Annotated in this window: 13 protein-coding genes and 2 pseudogenes; 6 read left to right on the top strand and 9 right to left on the bottom strand. The window is 34.7% G+C overall.

Annotated elements, in window-relative coordinates; genetic code table 11:
* Positions 1-69: 69 nt before the first annotated feature.
* The 7 genes from ACXY7N_RS01680 to ACXY7N_RS01710 form a co-directional block, all read right to left on the bottom strand.
* Complete coding sequence (locus tag ACXY7N_RS01680) at positions 70-453, bottom strand: thiol-disulfide oxidoreductase DCC family protein (protein ID WP_016088100.1); 384 nt, start codon at positions 451-453, stop codon at positions 70-72.
* 3 nt (positions 454-456) lie between these two features.
* On the bottom strand, positions 457-1,584 hold the full coding sequence (locus tag ACXY7N_RS01685) for a conserved virulence factor C family protein (protein WP_016134350.1): 1,128 nt from the start codon (positions 1,582-1,584) through the stop codon (positions 457-459).
* Between the two features lie 158 nt (positions 1,585-1,742).
* Positions 1,743-2,078 carry a single-stranded DNA-binding protein gene (locus ACXY7N_RS01690; RefSeq protein WP_016088102.1) on the bottom strand — a complete coding sequence of 112 codons (336 nt, stop codon included), beginning with the start codon at positions 2,076-2,078 and terminating at the stop codon, positions 1,743-1,745.
* Between the two features lie 158 nt (positions 2,079-2,236).
* Positions 2,237-2,491: a DUF4318 domain-containing protein gene (locus tag ACXY7N_RS01695; RefSeq protein ID WP_016134349.1), complete on the bottom strand. Its 255-nt coding sequence runs from the start codon at positions 2,489-2,491 to the stop codon at positions 2,237-2,239.
* Between the two features lie 144 nt (positions 2,492-2,635).
* Positions 2,636-3,367, bottom strand: a complete 732-nt coding sequence (locus ACXY7N_RS01700) for a Bax inhibitor-1/YccA family protein (RefSeq protein ID WP_116363093.1) — start codon at positions 3,365-3,367, stop codon at positions 2,636-2,638.
* Positions 3,368-3,442: 75 nt separating this feature from the next.
* Complete coding sequence (locus ACXY7N_RS01705; RefSeq protein WP_116363094.1) at positions 3,443-5,338, bottom strand: ABC-F family ATP-binding cassette domain-containing protein; 1,896 nt, start codon at positions 5,336-5,338, stop codon at positions 3,443-3,445.
* Complete coding sequence (locus tag ACXY7N_RS01710) at positions 5,335-5,982, bottom strand: HD domain-containing protein (RefSeq protein ID WP_000165959.1); 648 nt, start codon at positions 5,980-5,982, stop codon at positions 5,335-5,337. Before ACXY7N_RS01710 ends, ACXY7N_RS01705 begins: the two co-directional genes overlap by 4 nt.
* A gap of 109 nt (positions 5,983-6,091) precedes the next feature.
* Here ACXY7N_RS01710 and ACXY7N_RS01715 point away from each other — a divergent pair, with 109 nt between their 5' ends.
* Entirely contained in the window at positions 6,092-6,754 is a 663-nt protein-coding gene (locus tag ACXY7N_RS01715) for a hypothetical protein (RefSeq protein WP_016088105.1), read from the top strand.
* Positions 6,755-7,073: 319 nt separating this feature from the next.
* On the opposite strand, the gene ACXY7N_RS01720 is transcribed toward ACXY7N_RS01715, so the two are convergent.
* Entirely contained in the window at positions 7,074-7,199 is a 126-nt protein-coding gene (locus ACXY7N_RS01720) for a hypothetical protein (RefSeq protein WP_000709202.1), read from the bottom strand.
* The gene (locus tag ACXY7N_RS01725; protein ID WP_488592238.1) at positions 7,196-8,269 is read right to left on the bottom strand and encodes a response regulator aspartate phosphatase; all 1,074 of its coding nucleotides are present in this window, start codon (positions 8,267-8,269) and stop codon (positions 7,196-7,198) included. The genes ACXY7N_RS01720 and ACXY7N_RS01725 overlap by 4 nt, the downstream gene beginning before the upstream one ends.
* 478 nt (positions 8,270-8,747) lie before the next feature.
* Between ACXY7N_RS01725 and ACXY7N_RS01730 the strand changes: the two genes are divergently transcribed.
* The 5 genes and pseudogenes from ACXY7N_RS01730 to ACXY7N_RS01750 form a co-directional block, all read left to right on the top strand.
* Entirely contained in the window at positions 8,748-9,182 is a 435-nt protein-coding gene (locus ACXY7N_RS01730) for a ferritin-like domain-containing protein (protein WP_000291805.1), read from the top strand.
* 326 nt (positions 9,183-9,508) lie between these two features.
* Entirely contained in the window at positions 9,509-10,219 is a 711-nt protein-coding gene (locus tag ACXY7N_RS01735) for a DUF421 domain-containing protein (RefSeq protein WP_001289206.1), read from the top strand.
* A 416-nt stretch (positions 10,220-10,635) separates the two neighbouring features.
* A complete protein-coding gene (locus ACXY7N_RS01740) occupies positions 10,636-10,863 on the top strand; it encodes a DUF3947 family protein (RefSeq protein ID WP_488592239.1) in 228 nt (75 codons plus the stop codon).
* Between the two features lie 28 nt (positions 10,864-10,891).
* Positions 10,892-11,080 (top strand): annotated as a pseudogene (locus tag ACXY7N_RS01745) (DDE-type integrase/transposase/recombinase); the annotation flags it as partial.
* 761 nt (positions 11,081-11,841) lie between these two features.
* A pseudogene (locus tag ACXY7N_RS01750) lies at positions 11,842-12,148 on the top strand (exosporium leader peptide-containing protein); the annotation flags it as partial.

Below are 12,148 nucleotides of genomic sequence, written 5' to 3' on the forward strand. Positions count from 1 at the left end.
TTCAACTTTCATTCCAAATTCATCATATCACGCTCTATTAATAGGTGCAAAAGAAAGATAACGATGATTTCATTTTTTTGTAGGGATTTCACATACCCCTTCACGGCAATGTCCAACTGGAACAAGTTTTCTATTGTTAGCGATATAATCGTATACTTTACTTCCAAATCCAAGTACAATAGATAGCTTTATAAAAGGAACGGCAAACCAATAAGATGGAACGGTCTTTGCTAATACATGTATGCTATGAATTCCGTCATACCATTTATTATTTTTTAAAATATACAACCTTTGTTCCATCTTCCTTTGTAGTTCTTGAGAAAGTTCATACTTCTCAACTACATCTTCATCTCGAAATGAAACAAAGTTCATCTTACCCTTTTTATCTAATTTTTTCGTACGTTCTGCAACCGCCGTACACATCGGACACCAACTATCATAGAAAACAATCATACATTATTCCCCTTTACGAGACTCCGTCATTTGTTTCCATACAGAACCTTTTGCTTCTTCTCCGCCCTCAATACGCTCTAATGCTAGACGAGCTTGCATTGCTACTTCAAACTCTGGATCATCTTGCGCTGCTTTTAATGCCGGAATCGCACTTTCATCTCCAAGTTCAAATAAGAACATCGCTGCACGCCAGCGTACTAATTTACTTGAATCTTTCAGAGATTTAATCATAACGAACATCGCTGCTGGATCACCTACGTCTGATAAGCAATCGCCCGCTGTACGGCGAACACTTACTGAACGATCTAATAACGCTTTATATAATAACGGCAATACTCCATCACCTTTTACCATACCTAAATACGCTGTTGCTAAACGGCGGATCGAAACTTTTTCATCATCTAACGCCATCTTCAACACTGGCATATCTTCTTCAGTAGGATCCATTTGTTCTAATGCCGCAAAACGGTTTTTCCAGTCAGCATCTTTCATCATCTCTTCTGTTACTTTATATGGCTCACGCTTTTGAATCGTTACTTCAACAGCACCTGCCTGGTTTAATAATTCTTTAACTGTTTCATTTACACGTTCTTCTGAATAAGCAGCAACAATCTCTTCTACTACTTCTTTCCCGATTTCTTCAAAATTACCGTAACGTGTACTTTGTTCCACCCATTTACGTTCTTTTACAACGTTTGGTGCAGACATTTGTACTTTCATAATTGATTCTTTAAAACGATCTGGTAAACCAACACGTTCTTCCGATGTTCCATCTGTTAACTTCACTTGCATTGGAATTGTAAAGAACATTTGAACAAACACTTTCACTTCTCCAAAATGAGCAAGTTGTTGTTCTTCACTTTCTTCCACTACTTCTTCGCCGAAAACAGCACGAACTTGTTGTAATAAAACTTTCCAGTCATACTTTGCATTTCGCTCCACCGCTAAAAAGTCGGCTACATGATATACACCTTTTATGCCTTCAATTTTCAAAATTTCTTGCACTTGCATTGGTGCTTGCTCTTTATTTTCATTTGTATAATTATTACGCGCTCCTGATGGTAATACTTCATTCAAAATAACTTTCATTGTATTTGGACTTGGCGTCGGTTCAATTGCTTTAATCTTCACGTAAAAAACTCTCCTTTATTGCATGTTCTTAGGTGTATTGTAACATGTTCCACCTTTCTAAACCTACTCGGATGCTTTATTTTGCTGATTTCTTTCCATCCTCACACTTTATCTTTCAACCTAATTGCCCAAAACCCATTGTTTAAAGTCCCCTCTTATTACGATGCGCCCTCCCGCCTTCTCTCCAAAAATGTAATGCTCTCAATTACAACTTCCGTTTTATATATTCTCTTACCTTGTTCATCCTCGTAATTACTCGTATGAATACGCCCGGTAATTCCAACAAGAGACCCCTTCGTACAATATTCAGTTACATTCTCAGCCGCTCTTCGCCAAACGACACAATTAATAAAATCTACTTGTTGCTCACCTAAACTATTTCGAAAACCTCTATTCACCGCAACACATACTCGTGCATAAGCGACGCCTTGCTTTGTGTAGTATAATTCTGGCTCCTTTGTCAATCTACCGATTAATACAACTCGATTCATCATAAGTTATACCACCTCACATATTTTTCTTCATTGTAAAGAAAAAGGTTTGAAGGGTAAAAAACGTAAAATAATATATTTTAAAGTGAAAAATATTATTTTATATCTTATAAAAACAAAAAAGAAACCTTACATATTTTAAACATGTAAGGTTTCAAAATTTATACTTCACTACATGATATGTAATATCCACCGCGAGCCATCTTTATTTCAACGCGGTACATTACATTTTCTAAGTAAAAAGTAATCGGTTTAACTTTACTCTCAAATTTTAGTTTTTCATTACATTCAGCCGCATATCCTTCTATTGCTGAAGTAATAACTTCTGCTGACGGATATGTTAAAGCTTCATCTAGTTCTATGAAAAAACTTTTAGAAAATAGTTTTTTCATAATCCCTTTCTTCTCTTTCATCATATGCCATCCCCTTCAATTCAAACTATCACCATCCATATTATACCATACCCTCAATTTATCCCGCATTAACGGGCAGTAAGAGCCCCACTGATCAAAATCTTTGAAAATAAAAAAATCCTGCATTTTTCATGCAGGATTTTTTTATTAGTCATTTTTCGTAAAGTAAGAAACAAAACGAAGAATTTCTAAGTATAACCAAACTAATGTAAGCATTAGTCCCATCGCAGTGTACCACTCCATATATTTCGGAGCTTGACTACGTACACCATTTTCGATTAAATCGAAATCTAGTAATAAGTTTAATGCAGCAACTACAATAACAACTGCACTAATAATAATACCGATTGTACCGCCTTGGTGAATGTATGGAACAGTCACACCAAACATGTTTAATAGAAATACGACTAAATACATAACCATAATTCCAAGTGTTGCTGCCATCACGCCTGTACGGAATTTATCCGTTACCTTTACTACGCGTGTTGCATATAACACTAACATTGCAAATAGAATTGAGATTGTTAGTAATACAGCATTTAAAACGATAGAATCGCCAAATTTCATTGTATAAACCGCTGAAATACTACCTAATACAACCCCTTCTACCGCTGCATAGATTGGTGCACCAAAAGGTGAAATACGCGGGAAGAACATAGACGCAAATGCGATGATTGCCGCAACGATTAAAGCACCAATTAATACAGGCATCTTCATCGTCCCCTGCATCATTTGTATGTATGAATAGACAGACGTTGCAAGTAGCAAGATAAGCATAATAAACGTTTTGCCTACTGTTCCGCCAATCGTCATCGTAGAAGCGCTTGCTCCCTCTTTACGGAATGCCTCTTTTTTCAACATTGGATTAGATGTTCTCATTTTTTCCCTCCTAAAATAGGTTCTACCAATAGTGTAAAGTTTTTCTCTTTACTTTTCAATATATGCAGCTTGTTTTTATTTTAATCCTTCAACGATGTCTGATAGTTCACTCCATCTTTCCATCGTTTTTTCTAGCTCTTCTTCTGTTTTCTGCTGTGCTTCAGATAATTCTTGTGCCTTTGTGAAGTCAGATCCAACTTTCGCAAGTTCTTCTCCAATTGACTCAATTTTCTCTTCTAGTTCGGCAATTGTATCTTCAATTGTTTCCCATTCACGCTGCTCATTGTATGAAAGTTTACGTTTACGTTGTTGTTTCGGAGCTTCTTCTACCACTTTTTTCTCTTTCTGCACTTCCGCTTTCTCAATAAGTTCTCTCGTTTTTTCCATTTCTAAATAATCCGTATAACTACCTAGAAATTCGCGCACTTCTCCTTCTCCTGCAAAGATGAACAACTCATCTACTACTTTATCTAAGAAGTAACGATCATGCGATACAGTTAAAACGACACCTGGAAAATCTTCTAAATAATCTTCTAACACTGTTAATGTTTGTGTATCTAAATCATTCGTAGGCTCATCCAGTAATAGTACGTTCGGTTCTCCCATTAATATACGTAATAAGTATAAACGTCTTCTCTCGCCACCAGATAGTTTACCAAGCGGTGTGCCATGTGAATGCGTCGGGAATAAGAAACGTTCTAGCATTTGAGATGCACCAATTACTTTTCCGTCTGTCGTATGAATAACTTCTGCAATCTCTTTAATGTATTCAATCATACGCTGATTTAAATTCATCTCTTCATTTTCTTGCGTATAATAAGCAACTTTTACAGTTTGTCCTACTTCAACTTCACCACTATCAGGAGCTAACTTGCCTGCAAGCATATTTAATAGAGAAGATTTCCCGCTTCCATTTGCCCCAATAATTCCGATACGATCGCCTGGTTTCACAATATGATTAAAATTATGTAGTACCGTCTTATCGCCAAATTTTTTCGTTACATCTTTTAACTCAAGTACTTTCTTTCCTAGACGACTTCCACTTAGTGCAATATCAACTGACTGTTTTGCAGCTGGGCCTTCTTGTCCCTTAAGCTCATCAAAACGCTGAATACGCGCCTTTTGTTTCGTAGAACGGGCTTTTGCACCACGGCGGATCCACGCTAGTTCACGACGATATAAGTTTTGACGTTTTGATTCTTGCGCAATTTCTTGCTCCTCACGCAAAGCTTTCGCTTCTAAAAACGTGCTATAGTTTCCTTCATAACTATATAGCTTTCCATTATCTAATTCGAAAATACGATTCGTTACACGATCTAAGAAATAACGATCATGGGTTACAAGTAATACAGCACCTGTATATCTTGCTAAATATTCTTCTAACCATTCCACTGTCTCATGGTCCAGATGGTTCGTAGGCTCGTCTAAAATTAATAGATCAGGTGTTTCAATAAAACATTGTGCCATTGCGATACGTTTTTTCTGTCCACCAGATAAATTCCCAACAATTGCAGTGAAATCTGTAATTCCTAATTTCGTTAATAACGATTTTGCATTCGCATTTGCTTCCCATGCACTCATCGCATCCATACGTTGCTGCACTGCAAATAATTGTTCCTGTACTTTTTCATTACTTGGATCTTTTTCGATATTTAATAACGATTGTTCATAATCACGAAGAAGACGAATTAAAGGTGTATCACCATGGAACACTTGCTCTAATACAGTAAGCTTTTCATCAAACTCTGGTTGCTGTGATAAATAACTAATTGTATACCCACGTGAATGCGTCATATCACCTGTATCAGGAATTTCTAACCCTGCAATAATTTTTAATAATGTCGATTTACCAGTACCGTTTACACCAATAATTCCGACACGTTGTCCTTCTGTAATACTACATGATAATCCATCAAATAACGGTTTTTCTCCGTATGATTTCGATAAGTTTTCCACAGTTAACATTTTCATATTTGTGCATTCCACTCTTTCATAAATTGTTCAATAAACTGTTCCATATAACGATGACGAACTTCAGCCTCTTGTTTTGCTGCGTTCGTGTTCATTAAGTCTTTTAGTTTCAAAAGTTTTTCATAAAAATGATTTAAAGATGGATCGTTATTTTTTCTATATTCATCTTTCGTCATCACTTCACGCGGAGGAATAGTTGGATCATACATTAATCTCCCTTTTGCTCCACCATACGCAAATGTGCGAGCTATTCCAATTGCTCCAAGAGCATCTAAGCGATCCGCATCTTGAACAATCTCCCCTTCAAGTGACTTCACTTTGCCACCATGACCACCCTTATAAGACATGTTGGCGATGATATGAAGAACATGTTTGCTTTCCTCTTCTTCCACATGTAACTCTTCTAACCAATCAGAAACTTTTTTCATTCCTGCTTCTTCACTCTCATTTAGCTTCTCATCTGCCACATCGTGAAGTAATGCTGCCATTTCAATTATAAAACGATTTCCCCCTTCTTGCTCGGATAAAGAAATCGCCAGTTTATGTACGCGCTCAATATGATACCAATCATGCCCACTCGCATCTTTTTCTAAAATATGTTTTACAAAAGTAATTGTTTTTTGAATCTTTTCTTGTTTTGTCATTTTATCTTCACCCAGTTACTTATTGTAACACGCCCGCATTTTTTCATCACATATTTTCTTGTCCGCCCATACACTAGGTGGTAGGCATCATCATGAAGGAGGAATAAGTATGTTCTATAATAATCAACCGCCCTACCCACAACAACCATTTTACCCTCAGGAACAAGAACAAAGGTATACAGAACAATATGAAGAACAAGAGCAACAATATGAACAAAATCCATACGCAACACCGCAATACCAAGAAGGTGATTATCCACAAAATCCATATGCAGCGCCGCAAAATCAGGGACAACAATATCAACATAATCCATATGTAGCACCACAAAATCAAGAACAACAATACCAACAAAACCCATACCCAACTCAGCCACAACAACCGCAATATCAACAACAAATGTATCAACCAAACTACGACGCACGTGTCTCACCACCTAAACCACCAACAATTGATCCAACGCAACCTCAAATTTTACCTCCTGGACCAACATTCGATATTACACAACCACAAATCTTACCACCTGGACCAATTACAGAACCGACACAACAACAAATTCAACAAGTTGTCGGTACACAGTTTTTACCTTTAAAGAAACCTGTACTAGATTTCGTAAAACCTTGGGTAGATTACGGTTTAAATGAGGCAAAACACACATCACACAAACACGCTTTAACAGAAGTTGCTGCAATTATGTTTTTAGTTGGGAAAGGATTCAACCCGACGATTGCACATTATATTGTAGAATCTTGGGAGAAGAATGAACAATTTTAGGATTGTTTATTTGATAAAATATAAAAAACACAAAAGTGCCAAACCCCTTATACCACAAGGGGTTTGGCACTTTTTAATATCTAGAACAAATTTTATTGAAATAATTATTTTTATAGATTTTCATATTTTTTTATATAGTACGTGAACAAAATGTGAGCAAATATGTGAACATATACAGTACAAAATCACACCTTTGTATACACATTTTTAGAAACATCTTACGTTTATCAAACAATAACCGAAAGACGTACCTGCAACCTCATCATATAAATAATAGATATTAAAAAGAGGACACTATAAGCGCCCTCTTCCTTAGGTTTTAAATATGTTCTCCATGATCCATAAACACTTCAATTGCTTCGTTTTGTGGTATGTCTTTTACATTAGTAAGACCAAAAGTAAAAACAGCGGATAACATCATCATTAATAAGATTGCTTTTTTCATTTTAGCGCCCTTCTTTCTATGCTCTTTTTGTCTGCATCTAAAGCGATGTGCAAATACTTGCTTGCTTTTCTGTGATTTTCTGAACCATAGAATATTTCACCTAAAAGAGAAGCATATTCTTTTACCCAATCATATAATTCTTCTTTTTCAAAATACGAAATACCTTCTATGACCACATTTTCTAATTCTTCTTGCCGTACATAGTTATGTACTGCTTTTAAAATTCGGAAATGATGACGATAACATAAGTCGCTAATCTTATAGCCATTCTCAATATATTCATTAGCGATATGACTATAACCTAACTTAAAATGTTCTCTTGCTAAAAGAAACATAGTTTTAGCGTTATTTTCTAATGAATCCTCTAAGTGTTTAATTGCTAACTCTGGCATGTTTTGACTTGCGTATAAAAGTCCTAAATTATGCTTAACCCGTTTAATAAGAAGTTCATCATTAGATTTTTGGAAGGTACCTAGTGCTGAAAGTAAATATTCCTCTGCACATTCGAATTCATTTAGTCGAATGTGTGCCATCCCTAAAGTATTTAGGCATGCTGCAGTTTTTAATTCATACCCTGGACTAATTGAAAATACTTCATTCGCCTTTGTAGCAAATTGAACTGCTAGGATCGGTTTTAATACGTGATAGTAATGGACTGCAAGCCAATAATTAAATTCAGCTTTTTCAATTTCATCATGCATGTACTCTAAAAACGTTTCAGCTTTTTCAAATTGCATTCTTGCTTCACTATGATTTGCTGTATTAATAGCGTAAATTGCTTTAAATAAATGATGATAGTACTCTAAAAATATTTCTGTAGACTCTGGTAAAGGCTCGATTTTGTCCAGAATATCTTTTGTACTATCCATATCCCGAATTAGCAGGTTATACCGTGCATTCAATAAAGCGTAGTAGACTAATATTGTTTGGTCTTCCTTAATATTATTGATTTTATTTGCAATATCTTCTTTTATTTTCTGAGACTGTAATACACGTTGTGAAATCATAGCTTGATACCAGTCGTTTAATAATTTTGTGATTTCTTCTTTAGAAATAATGTCAACACTCATCTACTTCTACCCCCTTTTGTTAAATGTTACCATGACATACTTGTTTGTATAAACAAGTTTTTGAATATTCTAACTTGAAAAACTTATTTTTGAATATTCATGTTAACAAAATGGTCCCTTTTTAAACCTCAAAAAGAACACACATTCTTTTATAGTGGAGTTAAAAAAACAAAAGTGAGGTATTACATCATGGAATATAACGGCTTTCCTGCAGTACGTGGAAGAGGTATGGTGTTAACAATAGTTAAATTTATGAGTGGATATAACGTATACAATGATTGATATTTCTCTTTTTTGTTTTTTTGTAGAAGCTATAATAATACTATAAATACTTAGTATTCATAGTATAGATAGATTGAAAAGGTATATCTTGCTCATGATAATTTTTTACGGTTCTCAAATATTAACTGGTTTGCAACATGCTCTCATTAGTTCAAATTGCATAAAATGTTATGGCGACTAATAGGAGGGAATATCAATGTATTATTCAGATTTTTACGATTGGAATAGGCAAAATCCAAAACTGATTAGTGATATTGAAAAAGCTATAAATGGAGAATTTAGTGCAATAAATTGTTATGCTAAACTAGCCAACATGGCTTCAAATCAGACAGAACAAAAACAAATTCTTGAGATTCGTAATGATGAAATAAAGCATTTTCAAAATTTTGTACAGATCTATATTAATTTAACTGGCCAACAACCTAAGCCACAAATAATTGAAGGGTGTCCTGATACGTATTTAAAAGGGTTAGAGTTTGCTATACAAGATGAGCAAAAAACTGTAGATTTTTATCTAGACATTGCAGATGAAACATCAGATGTATTTATTAAAGAGCTCCTTCGAAGAACGGCTGCAGATGAACAAAATCATGCAGTTTGGTTTCTGTATTATTTTTCAAAATTAAAGTAAGTAATAATTAAAAATCCGACTCATAAGAATAGAGTCGGATTTTTGAATAACAATTTTCCACATGCATCAATAATATACTTTTAGTTTTTCAAAATCTAAGTTTAACACCTATATAGAGGTGTTAAGAAAAACTATAGATACCACGCTATTTCCTCTTACATTCATGTTTCTTTTTATCTCTTGAGAAACTTGGCAACAGAACAGAGATTAATTCATCTACATGAACTATTTAATGCTATTAAAAATAATTTTTTTTACAATGATACATACTATCCTTATATAAATTTTTATAATACAACACGCAATCCCTAAAGGAGGAGCTACTTGTGTCTGAACATATAGAGATTATTTTGAGAACACTGTTATCTTTCTCGATTTTATTTATCGGAGCTAAAATATTAGGAAAGCAAATTATCGCTGAAATGAATACCTTTGATTTTATTGGCGCTATCTCTATCGGAAGTATTATTGCAAATTTGGCATTTAATTTAAATGTAAAAACTCATCATGCAGTCATCGCTTTTCTTATTTTAGTATTTATCATTCTAATGGTTAGCTATATATCCATGAAAAGTCGGATAGGCAGAAAAATATTTGCTGGAAATCCGACAGTCATTATGGAAAATGGGAAAATTCTAGAAAATAATATGCGGAAAATGCGCTATTCTCTAGATTATTTAAACCAACAATTAAGAGAGAATGGTATTTTTAACATTGAAGAAGTTCTTTATGTCATAGTTGAAACAAATGGTAAGATATCTGTTTTGAAAAAACCTGAATATCGTAATATCACAAAACAAGATTTGAATATACCGATAAAAAAAGAGTCTAAACTCCCCATCGAGCTAATTATGGATGGAGAAGTTATGACAGAAAACCTAAGGCAAAACAATCAGACAGAGTTAGGGTTACAATGTGAACTAAAAAAACGTAACCTTCGCTACAAAGATGTTACATATGCTGTACTTGCAGCAAATGGAAATATTTATATTGATACATATAAAGATAAAATTACTTCTCCAACGGACCAAGAATAGGTTATTTCTTCTAAAATATAGGTGAACATATCGTTGTAATTCTTCCGCAAATGTTTGTAGTTCATCTTGAACGATCCATAAGAAAATATCATCCTTTCTAATCTAGCTTGTTTAGAAAAAATAACATTTTTTTGATACTTGCGGGGTATTAAAGTTTCTTAAGTTAATGGACATGTAATGAGAACCTATCGCCATCAAGCTAAAATTTTATAATACCCCAGAATGAAAGTTTCTTGTCTTTTACGGTACCAAAGCTTATTTTTATTATTTTGGGGACAACTTGCTCTGTTAGCCTGCTGGACATGTGTCTGTATCCCTAATTGATTTCTTAAATTTATTGTTACACACCTTATTTTATACTTAGACATAATATATAACATTTCATTTAAGTATCTTAAAAGAGGTGAATTATTGTGATGAATTATTATCTTAACAGCAACAGAGTAATGGCTGGGAGCATTTCAATTCATTCAGCACAGCCGACAATACATGCAATGCAGCATGCATTGTTGCATGCAATGCAACAATGTTGTCCTGAAGCTATACATTATTATCATCCAACTATACAATACCACCCTATACAATATATACATCAAAGTATATATCCATATCCAGCTGGCTTTAGAACAACTCCATATGATTAAAACTCATCTTGTTTTTGGGTGTAAGTGCTGGGTTCATAAATATAGAAACCTTACCTATCAAATTTGGAAAAAGAGAAATAAAAACGTCCAATTATCTTGAAAACTCGACGAAACCTATATAAAAATCAAAGGAAAGTGGTGTTATTTATATCGTGCCATAGATAAAGATGGGCATGCATTGGATATTCAACTTCGTAAAAAACGGGATTATCAGTCTGACAATGCTTCTGTTTGGATATATTCCCCTTTGGTATACCAATCACGTACCCTGTCTAGAGTAATGGTATCAGTATGCTTAAAATTTATGGATTCATTGCAATTATCATGAAATTTTCACACCAGAACCGTCGATTCCTTAGGGTACAGGTAATCGACTTTTTTTAATCGTGTGGTAGATATTTTTAGTTGAAAAACTAATAATGAAAATATAATACAGCTTATGGCCCATTTTTATACGTATCTCGGCTGCCCCCTATAGGAAGCGGTATGTACATATATGTATGTACAATGATAAAGACATTCATATAGCTACGACACTCCCAAAAAAGTCTTGATAATATGGTAAAATGGAATCCTTGTATTATCAAGACCTAAATTGTAAAAACCATAAAAAATATGGGTTTCTACATATTATATATGACTAATATGTAGAAACCCTTTTACTTCTTGTTAAACAAAAATCACCTTTTTTGGAATCAGTAAACACATTGAACTGAAAAAATGAGGGTTTATCTGTATTTTTTATACATTTATAAAAATTCCATACATGTCTTATTATAAACAGACCGTTTTTTATGATAATGATGAGTTACTATTTACTGAAAATATTTTCTATTAGTCCATTTAATAAATGAACCGAATGAAAGGGTTACCATAACATATAGGAAAATTGGTGACACACTTCTACATAGACTAATGTAGAGGTGAAAGCTGTTTCCTCATCCAAGGAATGAGTTTATTTTGTTTGGAGGTAATAATATGTTCGATAAACCAAATGAGAAAAAAAAATGGGAGGGAATTCAGGCTGCGGCCTTTAATCCTAATCTAGTGGGGCCAACACTTCCAGCTATTCCTCCCTTTACTTTCCCAACAGGTCCTGTAGGACCAACAGGACTCACAGGACCAACAGGGCCCACAGGACCAACAGGACCGACAGGGCCCACAGGACCAACAGGACCAACAGGACTCACAGGACCGATAGGGCCCACAGGACCAACAGGACCGACAGGACTCACAGGACCGACAGGGCCCACAGGACCAACAGGACCCACAGGGCCCACAGGAC

The sequence above is a fragment of the Bacillus sp. 5w2 genome (genome assembly GCF_054353775.1).

Coding starts and splice junctions, on each gene's coding strand:
- ACXY7N_RS01680 (WP_016088100.1), bottom strand. CDS start 453: ATGATTGTTTTCTATGATAGTTGGTGTCCGATGTGTACGGCGGTTGCA.
- ACXY7N_RS01690 (WP_016088102.1), bottom strand. CDS start 2,078: ATGATGAATCGAGTTGTATTAATCGGTAGATTGACAAAGGAGCCAGAA.
- ACXY7N_RS01695 (WP_016134349.1), bottom strand. CDS start 2,491: ATGATGAAAGAGAAGAAAGGGATTATGAAAAAACTATTTTCTAAAAGT.
- ACXY7N_RS01700 (WP_116363093.1), bottom strand. CDS start 3,367: ATGAGAACATCTAATCCAATGTTGAAAAAAGAGGCATTCCGTAAAGAG.
- ACXY7N_RS01705 (WP_116363094.1), bottom strand. CDS start 5,338: ATGAAAATGTTAACTGTGGAAAACTTATCGAAATCATACGGAGAAAAA.
- ACXY7N_RS01710 (WP_000165959.1), bottom strand. CDS start 5,982: ATGACAAAACAAGAAAAGATTCAAAAAACAATTACTTTTGTAAAACAT.
- ACXY7N_RS01715 (WP_016088105.1), top strand. CDS start 6,092: ATGTTCTATAATAATCAACCGCCCTACCCACAACAACCATTTTACCCT.
- ACXY7N_RS01720 (WP_000709202.1), bottom strand. CDS start 7,199: ATGAAAAAAGCAATCTTATTAATGATGATGTTATCCGCTGTTTTTACT.
- ACXY7N_RS01725 (WP_488592238.1), bottom strand. CDS start 8,269: ATGAGTGTTGACATTATTTCTAAAGAAGAAATCACAAAATTATTAAAC.
- ACXY7N_RS01730 (WP_000291805.1), top strand. CDS start 8,748: ATGTATTATTCAGATTTTTACGATTGGAATAGGCAAAATCCAAAACTG.
- ACXY7N_RS01740 (WP_488592239.1), top strand. CDS start 10,636: ATGAATTATTATCTTAACAGCAACAGAGTAATGGCTGGGAGCATTTCA.